Below are 17,541 nucleotides of genomic sequence, written 5' to 3' on the forward strand. Positions count from 1 at the left end.
TCATGATGTCGTCGAATACTGACGTCTTGACGGGCGCCAGCCCACTGACCCGAGGGCGCATGGTCGCGCTCGTCGCGGTGCTAATCCTCGGTGTGCTCTCCTACCAGCTGAACTCGAGCATGCTCAACCCTGCCTTGCCCGACATGGCCGAGCGGCTAGGTGTCAGCGTGGACGCCGTCTCGCAGGTGATCTCGCTGTTCTTCCTGGCCGGCGCGGTCGGTGGTGTCGTGCTCGCTCGCTGGAGCGACTTCATCGGGCGGCGCCGCATGTTCATCATGGTGCTGAGCGTGCTCGCCGTGGGCACGCTGGTGTGCATCTTCGCCACGAGCCTGCCCATGCTGCTGGTGGGCCGGGTGCTGCAGGGCGCCACTGCGGCCGCGTTCCCGCTTGCCTACATCATCCTCAACGAGAATCTCAGCCGACAGGCGTTCGGCACCGCCATGGGGGTCGTCACGGCGGTCAACGGCGGCGTCGGGGGCGTCGATGCGTACGTGGGGGGCCTGCTCTCTGACACCTGGGGATACCGCTCGATCTTCGTCGCGATCCTCGCGTTCGGGGTCATCGGCATGGTGGCCATCGCGACGGTCGTCCCGCGTGACGGTGCGCCCAAGTCCGCCGGCACGATGGACTGGTGGGGCGCGGCCGCTTTCTCGGCCGGCCTTATCGGCCTGACCTACTACGTCTCGGAGGGCGGCGCACAGGGGTGGTTGGCACCCTCGTCGCTCGTCTACCTGGCACTCACTGTCGCCGCGTTCCTCGTCTTCTGGGTCATCGAGAAGCGAGTGTCCTCGCCTCTGGTGGCGGTGGAGCACCTCAAGTCGCGCCGGGTCTGGCCCGTGATGGCCACGACCGTGCTGGTGCTCAGTGGCGTCTTCGCCGTCATCAACTTCACCCTTGTCATTCTCACTCAGAACAGCGAGGTCGGACTTGGCATGAGCGCCAGCCGCTCGGCCCTGCTTGTCCTGCTGCCACCTGCACTCATCGGTGTCGCCGCGGCACCGGTGGCGGGCTGGCTCGCCGGCCGGTATGGCTGGCTTCGGATCCTGCGTATCGGACTGGTCATCTGCATCGTCGGAATTGCCGCAGTGACGATCCTTCCGCCGTCCATGCCGGTAGTCCTCTTTGCCGTGGTGCTGTTCGGAGTCGCGTACTACGGAATGGCGCTGACTACGGTCAACGGCCTGGGAGTGCTCCAGTCACCGAAGGACGAGCCTGGGATCCTGCCCGGTCTCAACGGAGCGATGTTCGGGATCGGTGCCAGCCTGGGTATCAGCTTTGTCGCACCGTACGTCGGACGGGAGACCAGCGAGGGCTTCGTGACGGCCTTGGCTATCTCGCTCGGCATCACGATCCTCGCCCTCGTCGCCAGCCTGCTGGTGAAGCCCGCCGAGGGGTCGGTGGGCACGAGGAGGACCCAGGAGGCACCGCCAGTTCACCCCGTACCCTGAGTTCGAGCGCAAGAGCGCCCGCAGCGTACAGGTTGGAAAGTGACGAGTTCATGACTTCTCTCGCCAGTCTGGATCGCGACCGGCCGGTGGCGATACACGTGCAGATCTCCGACCAGTTCCGCACGCTCATCGCCACCGGCCAGTGGCCGCCGTCCTACCGCCTGCCCAGCGAGCCCGACCTCGCCCAGGAACTGTCCGTCAGCCGAGGCACCCTTCGCAAAGCGCTACAGACACTCACGAGCGAGGGCTTGTTGCGTCAGGTCCGCGGCAGGGGAACCTTCGTCACGGCCGCCACGATCGAGCCCTCCATCGCACAGAAACTCAGCACGTTGAGTGAGGACTACGCCTCCCAGGGGATCATCGCAACAACCGAGGTGCTCAGGACGGGGATGATCGTCCCGCCCCAGCCGGTCGCCGCGCTCCTGCACATCCCCGAGGGCGGGAAGGTGTTCCGCCTCTTCCGTCGACACATGACCGATGACGGCCCGGTCGCCCTGCTCCACAACTACGTGGACGCGACCGGTGTGTCCGGAATCGAGGACATCGACTTCACCAAGGAGCAGCTCTTTGCCACACTCGAAGGGGTGTATGGGCTGCCGATCTCTGCAGGGCGCCGCGCTTTCAGCGCCCAGCGTGCAACGGCCGACGTTGCGTCTCAGCTCGAACTCCCGGAGGGCGACCCGGTGCAGTATCTCGAGCAGATCACCTACCTCTCCGGAGGCAAGCCCATCGAGTACTCCGACGTGTGGATCCGGTCGGACCGCCTACGGGTGACCTCGCTGCTCGCCCGCTGACGGGCGGCATGCCGACGAGCAGTTCGCCGAGAAAGATCTTTCCGCTCCAACGAAGGGACCTTGCATGTCTACGGACGCGCACGAGATCCGCCCCGTGTACTACGACTGCGACACCGGCATCGACGACTCCATGGGCCTGGCGTATCTACTCGGCTCACCGGAGATCCAACTCGTCGGTGTTGGCACCGTCAGCGGGAACACGGAGGCGTCGCAGGCGGCGGAGAACACCCTCCGCCTCCTGGGCCTCGCCGGTCGGACCGACATCCCGGTCGCCATCGGCGAAGCACACTTCCTCACCCACGCCTACCCAGGTGGCCCCACCGAGATCCACGGCGACAACGGGATCGGGAACGTCGAGCTGCCCCCGGTGGACGCCACGCCGGTAAGCGAGTCGGCCGCTGAGATGATCGTCCGCCTGTCCACTGAGCACGAGGGACGCCTGGAGATCATTTCGGTTGGCCCCATGACCAACCTTGCTCGAGCCCTGGAGCTAGATCCGAACCTGCCCGCGCGCGTCAGGAAGGTCACATCGATGGGCGGGGCCGCCCTCGTCCCTGGCAACGCCTCACCGGTCGGGGAAGCCAATGTGTGGAACGACCCCGAGGCTGCCGCAGCGGCTGTTGCGGCCTCGTGGCCACTGACGTTCGTTCCGCTCGATGTGACGCTCGAGAACGTCCTCGAGGAGTCCCATCGAACCCAGCTCCTCAGTTCCGAACGACCCCTGGCCAGAGCGGTCGGTGAAATCCTGGACCACTACTTCGATTTCTACCTCCCGCAGTACGGGCGGCGCTGCAGCGCGCTGCACGACCCACTTGCCGCCGCGATCGGTGTCGGCAGCATCGTCCCGGTGAGATCGCCGTGGGTGGATGTCCAGATCGACGCGACCGACGGGCCAGGACGCGGGCAGACGATCCCTGATCTACGAGGTCAACGGCTCGGAACCACCGACCGGCCAGGTGCTCACGTGCGAATGGTCCTCGCAACCGACCGGAAGCTGCAGGACCATCTGGTTGAGCGGCTCACCGGCACCGGCGAGCGACGGTAGAAGTTCATGGCCGCTCACGTCGTGGTTGTGGGATCAATCAATGCGGATCTGTCTGTCCAGGTCAGCCGTAGACCAGCACCGGGAGAGACCGTCCCCGGTGACTCCGCGCTCGTGCGACCGGGAGGTAAGGGTGCCAACCAGGCGGTCGCCGCCGCGCTCCTTGGCGCCCAAGTAACGATGGTCGGCGCTGTCGGGGACGACGCCAACGCCACCGTCGCGCTTGAGCAGATCGACGCGTCCGGCCTCGACCACACACACGTGCGCCGACTGCCGGGCCCCACTGGTCTGGCGATCGTGGTGGTCGACGAGCACGGCGAGAACTCCATCATCGTCATCCCCGGCGCTAACCTGAGCGTCGACGCAGAACTAGTCGCCCAGAACGCCAAGACAATCCGCGAGGCCGCGGTCGTCGTCGCACAAGGGGAGATTCCCGCGTCAGGAACGGCTCAGGCCGCAAGTCTGACAACCGGTCGCTTCATCCTGAACCTCGCTCCGGCCATCAGCCTTCCGACTGAGGTCATTCGTCAGGCCGACCCCCTTGTGGTCAACGAGCACGAGGCAGAACTGGTGCTCGCTGCACTGCGGCCCGACCGACACGCATCGACCACGGCATCCCATGACGAGCTCGCACGAGCGCTCCTCGAGACCGGAATCCCGTCCGTGGTCATGACCCTCGGCGCCCAGGGATCCCTCGTAGCCGAACAGCAAACGGGTGGAGTCACCACTGTCCCGTCGGCCACCATCGCAAGTGTCGACTCCACCGGAGCAGGCGATGCCTTCGTCGGGGCGCTCGCTACTCAACTCGCCGATGGTCAAAGTCTCGTGGAGGCCGCACGCTTCGCGTCCCGGGTGGGTGCTTTCGCATGCACCCGACCCGGCGCGCAGGACTCCTATCCGACCAGGAATGACGCACTCCCGCCGCTCAACGACTGAAGCATTTCGACGATCGGCAATAGCCAGCAGATCTGCGCGTGAAGGGCCCCACCAGTCGTAGACGTCGTAGAAGCGTGGTTTCAGCGGAGTAGAAGTTGGGGTGAATCGCGTACGGCCTCGGTCCTGAACAGCCCGATGACGCACGCCATGAGGGCGTTGTCGGTGAAGTGCAGGCTCGTGTATGGCGAGCCGGCCGGCGTGCCGACGGCGTGCCGGAGGGTCACGCCGTCGGCATCGGAAGCGTCAGCTCGGGTTCTCGACGTCCCCGCGCCAGCCGCCGGTCTCGACACCGCGGCTCTCGATGAACTCCTTGAAGCGCTTGGCGTCCGCCTTGACCTGACGGGTGTCCATCCCGATCGCGGCGCCGACCTTCTCCTTGGCGTCCTCGGGCTCCCAGTCGATCTGGATCATCACCCGGGTCGTCGTGTCGTTGAGGCGGTGGAAGGTGACGACACCCGCGTGGTGGACGTCGCCGCCGAGGCTGCGCCACGCGATGCGCTCATCGGGGTGCTGCTCGGTGATCTCGGTGTTGAACTCCCGGCGGGTGCCACCCACGGTCGTCACCCAGCGGTTGACGGTGTCGGTGACCTGGGTGATCGACTCGACGCCGTCCATGAAGTGCGGGAAGGACTCGAACTGCGTCCACTGGTTGTAGGCGGTGCTCACGGGCACGTCGACGTCGATCGACTCTTCTACGCGGCTCATGCACGTCCTCCTCATCGGTGGTGCTTTCGGTGGGCTACCTGCCTATCAGCGCTCCGGAAGGCCTGCCACCGGAGCGCTCAGCGGCGGGTGCGGCGGCGACGCACGAGCGCACCGACTACCCACCCGACGGCGAAGACGGCGAGGAGCACCAGCCACATGGGCGCGGCGACGCTCAGCCAGAAGAGCTGGATCTGCACGGTCGTGCGGTTCTGCACCACGAACGCGATCGCGACGACCGCGAGCGCCAGGCCGACCCACGTCGACGGCTCGACCGTTCTGGTACGCCGGGCGTCGTCCTTGCTCATGAGTCTTCCTCTCCGCGTCGGCGAACTCTCCCCACTGTGCCCGTGGTTGTCTGACGGGGCGAGAGCAGGGGTCTGGTCACGCGACCGCGGCGCGTGCCACGCTGGGGCATGGACGGACTCACGAGCCAGCAGATCCGCGACGCGGACCTCGCGGACTGGCGCAAGCTGGCCCTGGCGTTGCACGCCCGCTTCCGCACCGGGGACTTCGCCTCCGGGCTCCGCTTCGTCACCGCGCTCACGGAGCTCGCGGAGCGGGTGAACCACCACCCGGACGTGACCCTCACCTACCCGCACGTGGACCTCAGGCTCATCAGCCACGATGTCGGGGCGGTGACCCAGCGCGACATCGACCTCGCCCGGCAGATCAGCGAGCTCGCGCGGGAGCAGGGAGTGCCTGCCGACCCGAGGGCCGTCACCCAGCTCGAGCTCGCCCTGGACACGGCCGACCTCGCGGCCGTCGGTCCCTTCTGGGCCGCCCTGCTCCACGGCGACCCTGACGCTGCTTCCGACGGTCCGGACATCGTCGACCCCACGGGCCAGCTGCCGACCCTGTGGTTCCAGTCGACCGAGCCGCACGAGACCCCGCGCCAACGCTTCCACGTCGACCTCTGGGTCCCGTACGACGTCGCCGAGGGGCGTATCGCCGCCGCGGTCGCAGCGGGTGGTCGGGTCGTCGACGACTCCCGGGCCCCGTCCTTCGTCGTCGTCGCGGACCTCGACGGCAACCGCGCGTGCGTGTGCACCTTCCTCGACGTCTGACACGCCCCCACAGCGGCACATCACCGTGACGAGTGGCCGCGGCGCCGGATCCTGAGGACCGCGGCGGTGCGGTCGTCGACCTGCGGTGTCAGTAGTCGTCCTGGGCACCACCGTCGCCGCGCCCCGTGCGCTCCAGGTGCATGCGCCGAGCGAGCCGGATGGCCGGGCGAAGGAGGAAGTCGATGCTTCCCAGGAGGAACATGACGCGAGCCATGGTCTGCAGCGACTCGAAGAAGAACATGATGCTGCCCGCGACGAAGAAGACGGCCATGAGGATGTCGTTGGCGATCGACATCGTCTCGTAGCGGTGGGTGATCTTCAGGTCCTCGTGGGGGCTGATGGGCAGCCGCAGCGGCGGGTCGTTGTCGTTGCTGTGGTCCGTCATGGGACCACCGTACGGACGGTGGCTGTGCGTGCACCCGGCTTGTCGACCCGGGGAGCGCACTCCGCACAGTGGCGAAGTCGTGGCGGTGCGAGCTGCCGAGCTGCTGACCAGCGCGGTAGACATGTCACTCCACCGTGCGGACGGAGACCGTGAGGGAGGCGGCGACACGGGCCGACGACACCGGATGAGGTCTGTGCCGGGCGGGTCGTCGGGTGCGCGGGCTAGCCTGCGGACCATGTCGGTCCTTCTCGTCAGCGTGTGCTCGCCCCGCGGTGCGCTGTGAACGGCTCGGTCCTCCGCGCCCCGGGTATGCCGCTGCTCGTCGCGATGACCGTTCTCGGCTTCGCCGGGTACGCCGCCTTGCTGCCGGTCGCGCCCCTGTGGGCCGTCCACGGGGGCGCCGACTCCGTCGGGTCCGGTCTCGTCAACGGCGTCCTCATGCTGTTCACCGTGCTCACGCAGCTGGTGGTCCCCGGCGCGTTGCGCCGTTTCGGGTGGGCCCCGGTGCTGGTGGCGGGCATGCTGCTGCTCGGACTGCCCGCCGGGGCATTCGCCCTCAGTGACGGTCTCACCCCGATCCTCGCGCTCTCCGCACTGCGCGGCCTGGGCTTCGGGGTCGTCACCGTCACCGGCAGTGCGCTCGTCGCCGAGCTCGTGGACCCGCTTCAGCGCGGCAAGGCGATCGGTGTCTACGGCCTGGCGATCGCCGGGCCGCAGGTGCTGTTCGTCTCGGCCGGGCCGTGGATCGTCGACCGGTTCGGCTTCGGGGTCATCTTCGCGGTCGGGGTGCTGCCCGCCGTGGGCGCCGTCCCCGCGATCGCGCTCGCGCGGATGCTCGACCACGTCCCGGAGGCGCAGGGGAGGGCCCCCTACGCCCGGCTGCTCCGGCCGATGGCCCTGCTCCTGGCCGTCACCCTGGCCGGCGGCGCGCTCATCACCTTCATGGCCCAGATGAGCAGCAGCTCGGCCCTGAGCACCCTCGCCCTGCTGCTCATGACCGTGACTGCCGCGCTGTCCCGGTGGCGGGTCGGTGCACTGTCCGACCGGCTGGGGGCGCACCGCTTCATCTGGCCGCTCGTCGTCGTCACCGCCGTGGGAATGGCCGTGGTCGCCTGGGCGGTCCGCGACCCGCAGGCCACCGACGTCGTCGCACTTCTCGTCGGGGCGTCGCTCGTCGGCACCAGCTACGGCGGCCTGCAGAACCTCACCCTGGTCGTCGCGTTCCAAGCCGTCAGCCGTCCGCACTACGGCCCGGCGAGCGCGGTGTGGAACATCGGCTTCGACGCCGGCACCGGGCTGGGAGCCGTCCTCGTCGGGATGATCGCCGCGGGCACGTCCTTCGGCACTGCCATGCTCGTCGGCGGGGCGATCTCCCTGCTGACGCTGCCGCTCGCCCTGCGGCCGGTACCCCGCGCCGGCTGAGCACTCGGCGTGCGCACGTCTGCCGTCCCCACCATCCTCAGGACGGCGAGAGGAGAGGACGTGACGGAGCCGGGCAGGGAGAGGACGGGTTGGGCCGGACCGTCGACTGGTTCGCCGGCGCGCTCAGCAGGACCGCGTGAGCAGCGGCTGCCGGCGCTGTCAGGCGCAGTGGTACGTCAGCCGGTACTTGCCGATCTGCACCTCGTCGCCCGCGCGCAGGATGGTGGCGTCGACCCGCACCCCGTTGACGTAGGTGCCGTTGAGTGAGCCGACGTCGCGGACCATGTGTCCACCCTCGTAGGGCAGGAACTCGCTGTGTCGACGCGAGACGGTGACGTGGTCCAGGCAGATGTCTGCGTCGACGTGGCGGCCCACCAGGGCGGGGTCGGTGTCGAGGGTCAGCTCCTCACCCGCCCGCGGGCCGCGCTGCACCACCAGCAGGGCGTGCCCCGGTGGGAGAGCCGCCACGACGGCGGGGTCGGGCAGCCGCGGATCCACGGTCGTGCGCACGGGCCGGATGCCGGGCGGTGGGCTGCCGGTGAGGGGCGACGTCGCCCGCGGGTCAGGGACACGGTCATCGCGCCGGTCGACGTCCGCGACCGTACGGGGCGGGACGACCGGCGCTCGCGGGCTGAAGACGGGAGCATGCATCTCGGACCTCCGGGGGCACCGGAACACCGAGCGAGGCGAGGCGCCTCGCTCACGGCGGGTCTCCGCCGCTGGCTATGGTCCTAACCACGTCCATGGTAAACGTGTGCACGCGCATGGCCAATGGTCGTGCGCTCGTCGGAGCCTCGGGCCGAGGTCGGTCGCTCCCTCTCGAGCAGCCGCTGCTTGATGTCCAGCCCGTAGCGGAAGCCGCCGAGGCTGCCGTCGGAGCGCAGGACGCGGTGGCACGGGACGAACAGGGCCGTGGCGTTGGCGGCGCACGCCGCAGCGGCCGCGCGAATCGCTGCCGGTCGGTCGGCGCGCCGCGCGTACTCGGCGTAGCTGATGCGTTCGCCTGCGCCCACGGTGCGCAGGACGCTCCAGGCGTGCTGTCGGAAGTCACCTGACCGCTGCCGCACCGGTACCGTGCCGGGAGCCGCGAGATCGCCGTCGTAGTAGGCCGCGACGGCGGCCAGCACCGGGCCGGTCGCCGCCCGGTGCGCCGCACCGTCGGTGACGACGTCGTCGGGAGCCGGGCGGAGCGAGGGGTGCACGAGAGCCACCAGCAGGGCGACCTCCTCGGTCCACCCCGACGCCAGGACGCTGCCGCCGTCGACGAGGACGGCGAAGGGGCCGTCGGGGGTGGTCGTCGTCGCCGCGTGCGTCGGACTCATCGAACCGCCTTCGTCGTCGGGGTCACGGAGGCCGCCGCCTTCCACAGGTGCATTGCGGCGTAGGAGCGCCAGGGTGCCCAGCGGGCGGCGCGTTCGGCCAGGGCGCGGTGGCCGGCCGGTGCAGGGACGGCCGCGTCCAGCACGCCGACGGCTCGCGCCCCGGAGAGCAGGGCGACGTCCCCCACCAGCCAGGCGTCGGGATCCCCGAGGACCCGCATCGCGATGTACGCCGCCGTCCACGGTCCGATCCCGGGGCGGGACACGAGCTGGGCGTGCAGCGCCTCGGGGGCGACGCCGACGTGGACGTCGAGCTCACCGTCGGTGAGCGCTCGCGCGGTCGCGAGGACCGCACCGACGGACCGCCTCGGGAGCCGCAGCGGCCGCCCGGGGTCGGAGGGCCGGTCGGGTCCCGGATCGGGCACGCGCTCGAGGATCTGCGCCGGCGTGGGGAACAGGCGGACGAGGCCGGGGATGGCCGACACGCAGGGCGACCCCGCGGACGCGGTGAGACGACCCAGGTGGGTGCGCGCGGCCGCCACGGAGATCTGCTGCCCGACGAGCGCCCGGACCACGAGCTCGTGGGGGTCCACCGCGCCGGGGACCCTGATGCCCGGGGTGTGCTCGACGGGTCCCGCCAGAGCGGGGTCCGTGCTCAGGGCAGCATCGACGGCGACCGGGTCCGCGTCGAGGTCCAGCATCCGCCGCACGCGCGAGACGGCCGTGGCGACGTCGGCGACGGAGGTGAGCTCGAGTCGTGCCCGCAGCGTCCAGGCGGTGCCGGAGGACCGCGTCGCGACCACCTCGACGGCGCCGGGGCCGTGCGGCAGCGTGAGTGTGCGGGCGTACCTCCCGGTCGCGTCGTCCGACACCTCCGCCACCTCGACGCCGTCGACTGCGCGCGCCGCCAGGAACCGCAGGACCCCGGCAGCGTCGAACGGCTGCCGCACCGGCAGGTCGACGTCCAGCCGGACCGGCGTGGCGGTGCCTCGTGCGTCGGCGCCGCCGGCGCTCGCCGTGCTCGGGTGGGCCGCGCGGGACCGTGCCCGGAGGTCGCTCGGCGTCGCGGCGAACACCTCGCGCACCGTGTCGTTGAACTGACGTACCGACGCGAAGCCCGCGGCGAACGCGACCTCCGTCACCGGCAGGTCGCTGCCCACGAGCAGCGTTCGCGCGGTCTGCGCCCGTCGCGCCCGGGCGAGCGCGATCGGAGTCGCACCGAGCTCCGTCACCAGGAGCCGGTGCACGTGCCGGGTGGTGTACCCGAGCCGTGCCGACAGACCGTCGACCCCCTCACGGTCGACCACGCCGTCGGAGATCAGCCGCATCGCGCGCCCAGCGGCGTCGCGGCGCACGTCCCACTCCGGGGTGCCGGGTGCCGCCTCGGGGAGACAGCGCCGGCACGCACGGAATCCCGCCGCGTGCGCGGCCGCGGAGGTGAGGTAGAACGTGACGTTCCAGGGGTGGGGAGTGCGCGCCGGGCAGGACGGCCGGCAGTAGATGCCGGTCGAGGACACCGCCGTGAAGAACTGGCCGTCGAACCGCGCGTCGCGGGCACTGATCGCCCGGTAGCGCTCCGCGAACCGCGGGTCACCGAGCTCGCACCGCGGTCCCTGGGCGCTCCGTTTCCGGGTGGTGTCCACGGGCACCAGTACAGCGCGTCGCGCGTGCCACGTCTGGCGGTTTTCGGACATGGGTGTGGATCGGACGTGCCGAGCTGCCCCCTTCTGGTCCCCGACCACGGCCGGACGGGGACGGGGAGGTGGTGTGTCGAGACGTCAGCTTGACTCACCAGGCGGATCATTCTGACGTCCCGACACGAGGGTCCCCCGCCGCGGGCCAGCCGGGCTGCTGACCGCCGCGAGGGCCACCTGTGTGACACGCGCGGCTGACGCGGGCTCACTCCGTCTTGCGCGCGATGAGCGCCTCGATCCCGTCGAGGATGGTCCGGAGCCCGAACGTGTAGGCACGTTCCGGGTCGGCGGCGGCGCCGTAGGTCTCGCCGGCTGCCTGCCCGACGCGGCTCGCCAGCGGGTAGGCGGCGGCGTCCAGCACGCCGTCGAGGACGGGACCCGCCCGGTCCCACCAGTCGCCGTCGCCGACCTCTGGTGCCGCCGCCGAGAACACCTGGCGCGTGCTCGACCGCACGTGCTCGAGCACGAGGGTCAGCGCCTGGTCGATCTCGACGTCGTCGAGGCCGGTGCCGACGAGGGTGTGGAGCTCGGCGTCGTACTTCGCGATCGTCCCCGGCCCGAGCGGCGGGCGGCTGGTGTCGACGTCGATGAGCCAGCGGTGGCGAGTGAGGAGGCGTCGGTTCGCGTCCGCGACGGTCGTGAGCGCGGCGCGCCAGTCGGCGGGGGAGGGCACGGCGGGGTAGTCGACCTCCCCGAGGGCGCTGTCGACCATGAGCTCGATGAGCTCGGCCCTGCCCGGCAGGTGGGCGTAGAGCGTCATGGCCCCGACGCCGAGCCGGTCGGCGAGCTTGCGCATCGACAGGTTCGCGATGCCGATGTCGTCGGCGAGCTCGATGCCCCTCGCCACGATGGCGTCGACGGTGAGTCCGGTGCGCCCCGTCCTCACGCCCTGGCGCCACAGGAGCGGGATGACGCGCAGCGGGTCGCCACCGCCGGTGCGCTCGACCATGCCTCTCCTCCTCCGGGAATATTCCATGCCACCCTACGTTGTCGTACGGTGTACCGTACGGCGTACGCGAGAGGGGTGCGGGTATGGACGCTGCGATCGAGGCCCACGGCGTGGGGAAGGTCTTTGGCAAGGACGCGGTCGGGCTACGGGAGCTCAGCCTGGAGGTGAGACCCGGACGGGTGCTCGCGCTGCTGGGCCACAACGGGGCCGGCAAGACGACGGCGGTGCGTGGGTTGTCGACTCTGCTGCGCTTCGACCGCGGTGACGCGGCGGTGGCGGGCTTCGACGTCCGGGCCCAGGCCCACCAGGTGCGTGAGCGGATCGGCCTCGTCGGGCAGGGCGCGGCGGTCGACGACCAGCTCACGGCCGTGCAGAACCTCGTGCTGTTCGGGCGGCTGCGCGGGCTGGACCGACGCGCCGCGGCCGCTCGGGCGCGGGAGCTGGTCGTCCGGTTCGGGATGGACGACGCCGCCGACCGTCCCGTGCGGGGCTTCTCCGGTGGCATGCGGCGACGCCTCGACGTCGCCGCCGGCCTCGTCGTGCGGCCCGAGGTGCTCTTCGTCGACGAGCCGACGACCGGGCTGGACCCGGCCGGGCGACGCGACCTGTGGCAGGCGCTGCGCGAGCTGGTGGACGAGGGCACCACCGTGCTGCTCACCACCCAGTACCTGGAGGAGGCCGACGCCCTCGCCGACCACGTCGTGCTGCTGGCCCACGGGGAGGTCGTGGCCGAGGGCACCGCGGACGAGCTCAAGGACAGGCTCGGTCACGCGGCACTGCGGGTGCGTTTCACCGACGCGGAGGAGGCGGCGCGGGTGCTGCCCGCCCTCCGGGTCATCGACCCGGACCTCGAGGTGGACGGTGGCGTGGTCACGACCCTCGACGCGGCCGACCCAGGGGTGCTGCCCGCCTGCGTGCGGGCACTGGCCGCGCACGGTGTCACCCCGGCCGAGCTGTCCCTGCGCAAGCCCTCGCTCGACGAGGTCTTCCTGTCCCTCACCGAACCGAAGGAGTACGCGCGATGACCCTCGCGACCCCGACCACACGCGCGGTGCCGGCGCCCCCCGGGCTGCTCGGTTCGGCGCTCATCCTCGCGGGGCGGGTCCTCGACGGGTGGCGCCACCAGCTGCCCGTCGTGCTCACCACGTGGCTGTTCCCCGTGTTCGTCACGCTCATCTTCCTCGGGCTGTTCGGCGGTGCCCTGGAGCCGCCGGGCGGCGCCGGGTACAGCTCCTTCCTCCTGCCCGGGATGCTCACGGTGACCATGCTGTTCGGGCTGGAGACCACGACCCTCGCGGCCGCGGCCGACGCCTCACGCGGGATCAACGACCGGTTCCGCTCCTTCCCGATCAGCTCCGCGGCCATCGTGCTGGGACGGTGCCTGGCAGACCTCGCGAGCTCGCTCGTGGGGCTGGGCGTCATGGTGGTCTTCGGGCTGGTCATCGGCTGGCGCCCGGACACGACACCCGCCGGGGCCGTTCTCGCGCTCGCCGCCCTCCTGCTGCTGAGGTTCGCCCTGCTGTGGGTCGGTGTCCACATCGGCTACGGCGCCGCCTCGGTCGAGTCGGTGGCCTACGTGCAGGTCCTCGTCTGGCCCGTCGCCCTGCTCTCGAGCGTCTTCGTCGACCCGGCCGCCATGCCGGCCTGGCTGGGGACCGTGGCCGAGCTCAACCCGGTGTCCACCACCGCCACCACCGTGCGCGAGCTCCTCGGCACGGCGACCTGGCCCGACGCCGTGCTCCCGGGCACCGTGTCCGCCGTCCTGGCCGGCGCGTGGCCGCTGGTCCTCACCGCGGTGTTCCTGCCCCTCGCCGCCCGCAGCTTCCGCACCGGAAGGACAGCATGACCACCACCAGCAGCACCGACCGCGCGGGAACCGTGGACCTCGACACCATCCGTCTGCGTGGCGTGCGCGAGCACAACCTGCGCGGGTTCGACCTCGACCTGGCCAAGCGGTCGCTGGTGGTCGTCGTCGGTGTCTCGGGGTCCGGGAAGTCCTCGCTCGTCTTCGACACCATCGCGGCCGAGGCCCAGCGACAGGTCAACGCCACCTTCAGCGCCTTCGCGCAGGCCTACCTGCCGTCCTACGGCCGGCCCGACGCGGACCGCATCGAGCACCTGTCGGCCGCGATCGTCATCGACCAGCGGCGGCTGCACGGCGGGCCGCGGTCCACGCTGGCCACGATCACCGACATCGGCGACTGGCTGCGGCTGCTCTTCTCCCGCGGTGCCACCCCGACGGTCGGCTACTCCAACGCCTTCTCGTTCAACGACCCGGCCGGGATGTGCCCCCGCTGCCAGGGGCTGGGCATGGAGAAGACGGTCGACGTCGCGGAGTTCCTCGACGGCTCCCGCTCGCTGCGGGAGGGTCCCTTCCGGCACCCGGACTACCGCCCGGGGACTATCACGTGGCGCCGGTACGCCGACAGTGGCCTCTTCGACGTCGACGTCCCCGTCGAGCAGTACTCCGCGCGGGAACGCCACCTGCTGCTCGACGCCGAGCCGGGCGAGGCTCAGCCCACCGGCCCGCACGCGCTGCCCGGGGACTACGAGGGGGCGCTCGTCCGCTTCCGACGGATCCAGCTCGCCAAGGAGCCGTCGTCCCTCAAGGGCGAGGCGAGGCGGGCCTACGAGCGGCTCGTCACCACCGGGCCGTGCTCGGGGTGCGCCGGCACTCGGCTCAACGAGGCGGCCCGCACCGCCCTCCTCGAGGGGGTGAGCCTGCCGGAGGTCTACGCCATGCAGGTCGGTGAGCTCGACGCGCTCATGCGCACCTGGCGGCTGGGGCCGCTCGACCCGCTCGTCGCCGACGTCGTCGTCCGCCTCGAGCGGCTCGTCGACCTCGGCCTCGGGTACCTCCACCTCGGCCGGGACACGGCGACGCTGTCCGGCGGTGAGGCGCAGCGGGTCAAGATGGTTCGGCACCTCGGCAGCACCCTCAACGACATGCTCTACGTCTTCGACGAGCCCACGACCGGCCTGCACGCCCGGGATGTCCACCGCCTCGGGCAGATGCTCGAGCAGCTGCGTGACCAGGGCAACACGGTGATCGTCGTCGAGCACGATCCTGCCGTCATGGCGATCGCCGACGAGATCGTCGAGATCGGACCCGGCGCGGGGACCCACGGAGGGCGGCTGCTCTTCCAGGGGTCGTTCGACGCGTTGCGGGAGGCCGACACCCTCACCGGTTCCGCGCTGCGCGCGGCCGTCCCCGGGCGCCGCGAGCCCCGTCGGCCGACGGGCGCGCTGCGCATCGAGCACGCACGGAGTCACAACCTGCAGGACGTGAGCGTCGACGTCCCGCTCGGGGTGCTGACGGTCGTCACCGGCGTCGCCGGGTCGGGCAAGTCGAGCCTCGTCCACCGGCACCTGCCGCTGGTCGCCCCGGATGCCGTGCTCGTCGACCAGTCACCGATCCGCGGCTCACGCCGGTCCACGCCGGCCTCGTGGACCGGGATGCTCGACCAGGTGCGCCGGATCTTCGCCGCTCGCACCGGCCAGCACGCCGGCCTGTTCTCCCCGAACTCCGACGGCGGCTGCCGGGACTGCGAGGGCACGGGTGTGGCGTTCGTCGAGCTGGGCTTCACCGACCCGGTGATGACCCGGTGCGAGACCTGCCAGGGCCGCCGGTTCCGCCCCGGCGCCCTGCGGCACCTCGTGGACGGCCGCTCGATCGCGGACGTGTTCGAGATGACCGCCGAGGACGCGCTGGCGTTCTTCGCCGACGCGCGGCTGCACGCCGTCCTCGCGCGCATGACGCAGGTGGGGCTCGGCTACCTCACCCTCGGCCAGCACCTCACCACCCTGTCCGGCGGGGAGCGCCAGCGCCTGCGGCTCGCCCGTGAGCTCAGCGGGGACGCCGCCGTCATCGTCCTCGACGAGCCGACGACCGGGCTCCACGCCAGGGACACCGCCCGCCTGCTGTTGCTGCTGCACGAGATGGTGGACGACGGGCGCACGGTCGTCGTCATCGAGCACGACCTCGACGTCATCGCCGGGGCCGACCACGTCATCGACCTCGGCCCGGAGGGGGGCCACGACGGCGGGCGCGTCCAGTTCACCGGGACCGTCGCGGAGCTGCTGCGGACCGAGACCCACACCGGCCGCTACCTGCGGGAGCGACTGGCCGGCTGACGTCGTGCCAGCTGGACGTCGGGGTTGCGGCCGAGCGCCCCCAGGTTGCGGCGGCGGTGGGAGGACGGCATGGCCTCAGTGGAGCCCGGCCGCGCGGACGTCGCACGGCCGGCCCGGCCGGAATATCCCGCTCGGAGCCGTGTTCCACCGGCATGGCGGACTACGGGCACGACCTCCTCTTCGGCTCCTTCCTCACCCCCACCAACGCCGCGCCGGAGCGGGTCGTCGCCCTCACCCAGGCGTCCGAGGCCGCCGGGCTGGACCTCGCCACCTTCCAGGACCACCCCTACCAGCCGTCCTTCCTCGACACGTGGACGCTGCTCTCCTACGTCGCCGCCCGGACCTCCCGTGTCCGGCTGGCCGCGAACGTCGCCAACCTCCCGCTGCGGCCACCGGCCGTGCTCGCCCGCGCCGCCGCGAGCCTCGACCTGCTCAGCGGCGGCCGCGTCGAGCTCGGCATCGGCGCGGGCGGGTTCTGGGACGCGATCGAGGCGATGGGCGGCACGCGCCTGACCCCGGGGCAGAGCGTGACGGCGCTGAGCGAGGCGATCGACGTCATCCGAGGGATCTGGGACGCCGAGGACCGCTCCCGGCTCGTCGTCGAGGGCGAGCACCACCGCGTGGACGGCGCCAAGCGCGGCCCTGCCCCCGCCCACGACATCGGGATCTGGGTCGGCGCCCTCAAGCCGCGGATGCTGCGCCTCGTCGGCCGCAAGGCCGACGGCTGGCTCCCGTCGCTGGCCTACCTCACCGGCCTGGAGCAGCTCTCCGCGGGGAACGCCGTCATCGACGAGGCTGCGACCGCTGCCGGGCGTGACCCGCGCGCGGTCCGGCGCCTCCTCAACCTCGGCGGGCAGCTCACCGCCGAGCGCAGCTCCGGCCTGCTCGTCGGCCCGCCCGACCAGTGGGCCGAGCAGCTCGCGGCCATCACGCTGGAGCACGGCGTCAGCGCCTACATCCTGACCGGGGACGACCCCGCGGCGCTCGCCGTCCTCGGCCAGGAGGTCGCGCCGGCCGTGCGTGAGCTCGTCGACGCCGAGCGGGCCTGAGCCGGGAACGCGCACACCGTGCGGGCCGGTGACCGCGGGTACGCGCCGGGCGCCCTACGCCGCGCGGTCCGCCCGCACGACGGTGTCCGGCTCGACGACGGCGAAGTCGGCGACGCGTGCCTCGGCGGAGACGGTCGCGCCGTCACGTACCTTCGCGCCGCGACCGATCACGGCGCGCGGCCCGATGTGGGTGTGTGCCCCCAGACGGGCACCGCCGGCGACGACGGCGTCCTGGTCGACCCAGGCACCGGAGTCCAGGTGCGCCGAGGCGCCGACTCGCGCGCCGGGGTCGACGTACGCGGTCGGGGAGACCCAGGCGCTGGGGTGCACGTGGGCGGTGCGCTCCACCAGCCCACCACCGTTGGGGTGCTGGACGTACCGCAGCGTGGTGCCGTCGTCGGCCTCGAACTCGACGTACTTGCGTCGGCGCACGGTGCTCCTCCCATCGCGTGAACGGACCCGTCGCGGATCCACCTGTGTCAACACCTGACGACGGTGCCGGATTCCTGAGGGCCGGTGCACCGGGTGTGACCTTGCCTACGCCCCGAGCACACGCCCGCCGACGTCCGCCGGGCCGCACCACTCCTCGGAGCGGCCCGT

18 protein-coding genes are annotated in these 17,541 nt (G+C 71.4%); 10 read left to right on the forward strand and 8 right to left on the reverse strand.

Annotated elements, in window-relative coordinates:
- Positions 1 to 5: 5 nt before the first annotated feature.
- From VR894_RS16580 to VR894_RS16595, 4 genes are all read left to right on the forward strand, one after another.
- On the forward strand, positions 6 to 1,448 hold the full coding sequence (locus VR894_RS16580; RefSeq protein ID WP_324653321.1) for an MFS transporter: 1,443 nt from the start codon (positions 6 to 8) through the stop codon (positions 1,446 to 1,448).
- A 98-nt stretch (positions 1,449 to 1,546) separates the two neighbouring features.
- Positions 1,547 to 2,242, forward strand: coding sequence for a GntR family transcriptional regulator (locus VR894_RS16585; protein WP_324653323.1), 696 nt, complete (start codon positions 1,547 to 1,549; stop codon positions 2,240 to 2,242).
- A 64-nt stretch (positions 2,243 to 2,306) separates the two neighbouring features.
- Positions 2,307 to 3,287 (forward strand): nucleoside hydrolase, encoded by a 981-nt coding sequence (locus VR894_RS16590; RefSeq protein ID WP_324653325.1) that lies wholly within the window; start codon positions 2,307 to 2,309, stop codon positions 3,285 to 3,287.
- A gap of 6 nt (positions 3,288 to 3,293) precedes the next feature.
- On the forward strand, positions 3,294 to 4,220 hold the full coding sequence (locus VR894_RS16595; RefSeq protein WP_324653326.1) for a ribokinase: 927 nt from the start codon (positions 3,294 to 3,296) through the stop codon (positions 4,218 to 4,220).
- Positions 4,221 to 4,463: 243 nt separating this feature from the next.
- Here VR894_RS16595 and VR894_RS16600 read toward each other — a convergent pair whose 3' ends face one another.
- Positions 4,464 to 4,925 (reverse strand): SRPBCC family protein, encoded by a 462-nt coding sequence (locus VR894_RS16600; protein ID WP_324653327.1) that lies wholly within the window; start codon positions 4,923 to 4,925, stop codon positions 4,464 to 4,466.
- Between the two features lie 77 nt (positions 4,926 to 5,002).
- Entirely contained in the window at positions 5,003 to 5,230 is a 228-nt protein-coding gene (locus VR894_RS16605; protein WP_324653328.1) for a LapA family protein, read from the reverse strand.
- Between the two features lie 108 nt (positions 5,231 to 5,338).
- On the opposite strand from VR894_RS16605, the gene VR894_RS16610 reads away from it, so the two are divergent.
- Entirely contained in the window at positions 5,339 to 5,989 is a 651-nt protein-coding gene (locus tag VR894_RS16610) for a 4a-hydroxytetrahydrobiopterin dehydratase (protein WP_324653330.1), read from the forward strand.
- Positions 5,990 to 6,077: 88 nt separating this feature from the next.
- Here the strand turns inward: VR894_RS16610 and VR894_RS16615 are convergent, their stop codons facing one another.
- A complete protein-coding gene (locus VR894_RS16615) occupies positions 6,078 to 6,374 on the reverse strand; it encodes a YrhK family protein (RefSeq protein WP_324653332.1) in 297 nt (98 codons plus the stop codon).
- A 279-nt stretch (positions 6,375 to 6,653) separates the two neighbouring features.
- On the opposite strand from VR894_RS16615, the gene VR894_RS16620 reads away from it, so the two are divergent.
- Complete coding sequence (locus VR894_RS16620; RefSeq protein ID WP_324653333.1) at positions 6,654 to 7,796, forward strand: MFS transporter; 1,143 nt, start codon at positions 6,654 to 6,656, stop codon at positions 7,794 to 7,796.
- A 159-nt stretch (positions 7,797 to 7,955) separates the two neighbouring features.
- Here VR894_RS16620 and VR894_RS16625 read toward each other — a convergent pair whose 3' ends face one another.
- From VR894_RS16625 to VR894_RS16640, 4 genes are all read right to left on the reverse strand, one after another.
- A complete protein-coding gene (locus tag VR894_RS16625) occupies positions 7,956 to 8,447 on the reverse strand; it encodes an FHA domain-containing protein (RefSeq protein ID WP_324653334.1) in 492 nt (163 codons plus the stop codon).
- 80 nt (positions 8,448 to 8,527) lie between these two features.
- Positions 8,528 to 9,118 (reverse strand): methylated-DNA--[protein]-cysteine S-methyltransferase, encoded by a 591-nt coding sequence (locus tag VR894_RS16630; RefSeq protein WP_324653337.1) that lies wholly within the window; start codon positions 9,116 to 9,118, stop codon positions 8,528 to 8,530.
- Positions 9,115 to 10,758 carry a DNA-3-methyladenine glycosylase 2 family protein gene (locus VR894_RS16635; protein ID WP_324653339.1) on the reverse strand — a complete coding sequence of 548 codons (1,644 nt, stop codon included), beginning with the start codon at positions 10,756 to 10,758 and terminating at the stop codon, positions 9,115 to 9,117. The genes VR894_RS16630 and VR894_RS16635 overlap by 4 nt, the downstream gene beginning before the upstream one ends.
- Before the next feature lie 256 nt (positions 10,759 to 11,014).
- Entirely contained in the window at positions 11,015 to 11,758 is a 744-nt protein-coding gene (locus VR894_RS16640; protein WP_324653341.1) for a TetR/AcrR family transcriptional regulator, read from the reverse strand.
- 83 nt (positions 11,759 to 11,841) lie between these two features.
- Here VR894_RS16640 and VR894_RS16645 point away from each other — a divergent pair, with 83 nt between their 5' ends.
- The 4 genes from VR894_RS16645 to VR894_RS16660 all read left to right on the forward strand — a co-directional run bounded on the left by VR894_RS16645 (position 11,842) and on the right by VR894_RS16660 (position 16,941).
- A complete protein-coding gene (locus VR894_RS16645) occupies positions 11,842 to 12,783 on the forward strand; it encodes an ATP-binding cassette domain-containing protein (protein WP_324653343.1) in 942 nt (313 codons plus the stop codon).
- Positions 12,780 to 13,604, forward strand: coding sequence for an ABC transporter permease (locus tag VR894_RS16650; protein WP_324653345.1), 825 nt, complete (start codon positions 12,780 to 12,782; stop codon positions 13,602 to 13,604). Before VR894_RS16645 ends, VR894_RS16650 begins: the two co-directional genes overlap by 4 nt.
- On the forward strand, positions 13,601 to 15,892 hold the full coding sequence (locus VR894_RS16655) for an ATP-binding cassette domain-containing protein (protein ID WP_324653346.1): 2,292 nt from the start codon (positions 13,601 to 13,603) through the stop codon (positions 15,890 to 15,892). Before VR894_RS16650 ends, VR894_RS16655 begins: the two co-directional genes overlap by 4 nt.
- A gap of 152 nt (positions 15,893 to 16,044) precedes the next feature.
- On the forward strand, positions 16,045 to 16,941 hold the full coding sequence (locus tag VR894_RS16660) for an LLM class flavin-dependent oxidoreductase (RefSeq protein WP_324653348.1): 897 nt from the start codon (positions 16,045 to 16,047) through the stop codon (positions 16,939 to 16,941).
- Positions 16,942 to 16,995: 54 nt separating this feature from the next.
- Here the strand turns inward: VR894_RS16660 and VR894_RS16665 are convergent, their stop codons facing one another.
- Positions 16,996 to 17,373, reverse strand: a complete 378-nt coding sequence (locus VR894_RS16665; RefSeq protein WP_324653349.1) for a transferase — start codon at positions 17,371 to 17,373, stop codon at positions 16,996 to 16,998.
- Positions 17,374 to 17,541 lie beyond the last annotated feature (168 nt).

Source organism: Georgenia sp. H159 (assembly GCF_035607575.1).
Taxonomy (GTDB): domain Bacteria; phylum Actinomycetota; class Actinomycetes; order Actinomycetales; family Actinomycetaceae; genus Oceanitalea.

Excerpts from the sequence above, each read along its gene's own strand:
- VR894_RS16605 (WP_324653328.1), bottom strand. The coding sequence starts at position 5,230 with ATGAGCAAGGACGACGCCCGGCGTACCAGAACGGTCGAGCCGTCGACG.
- VR894_RS16615 (WP_324653332.1), bottom strand. The coding sequence starts at position 6,374 with ATGACGGACCACAGCAACGACAACGACCCGCCGCTGCGGCTGCCCATC.
- VR894_RS16655 (WP_324653346.1), top strand. The coding sequence starts at position 13,601 with ATGACCACCACCAGCAGCACCGACCGCGCGGGAACCGTGGACCTCGAC.
- VR894_RS16580 (WP_324653321.1), top strand. The coding sequence starts at position 6 with ATGTCGTCGAATACTGACGTCTTGACGGGCGCCAGCCCACTGACCCGA.
- VR894_RS16595 (WP_324653326.1), top strand. The coding sequence starts at position 3,294 with ATGGCCGCTCACGTCGTGGTTGTGGGATCAATCAATGCGGATCTGTCT.
- VR894_RS16640 (WP_324653341.1), bottom strand. The coding sequence starts at position 11,758 with ATGGTCGAGCGCACCGGCGGTGGCGACCCGCTGCGCGTCATCCCGCTC.
- VR894_RS16650 (WP_324653345.1), top strand. The coding sequence starts at position 12,780 with ATGACCCTCGCGACCCCGACCACACGCGCGGTGCCGGCGCCCCCCGGG.
- VR894_RS16645 (WP_324653343.1), top strand. The coding sequence starts at position 11,842 with ATGGACGCTGCGATCGAGGCCCACGGCGTGGGGAAGGTCTTTGGCAAG.
- VR894_RS16630 (WP_324653337.1), bottom strand. The coding sequence starts at position 9,118 with ATGAGTCCGACGCACGCGGCGACGACGACCACCCCCGACGGCCCCTTC.
- VR894_RS16600 (WP_324653327.1), bottom strand. The coding sequence starts at position 4,925 with ATGAGCCGCGTAGAAGAGTCGATCGACGTCGACGTGCCCGTGAGCACC.
- VR894_RS16625 (WP_324653334.1), bottom strand. The coding sequence starts at position 8,447 with ATGCATGCTCCCGTCTTCAGCCCGCGAGCGCCGGTCGTCCCGCCCCGT.
- VR894_RS16610 (WP_324653330.1), top strand. The coding sequence starts at position 5,339 with ATGGACGGACTCACGAGCCAGCAGATCCGCGACGCGGACCTCGCGGAC.
- VR894_RS16660 (WP_324653348.1), top strand. The coding sequence starts at position 16,045 with ATGGCGGACTACGGGCACGACCTCCTCTTCGGCTCCTTCCTCACCCCC.
- VR894_RS16590 (WP_324653325.1), top strand. The coding sequence starts at position 2,307 with ATGTCTACGGACGCGCACGAGATCCGCCCCGTGTACTACGACTGCGAC.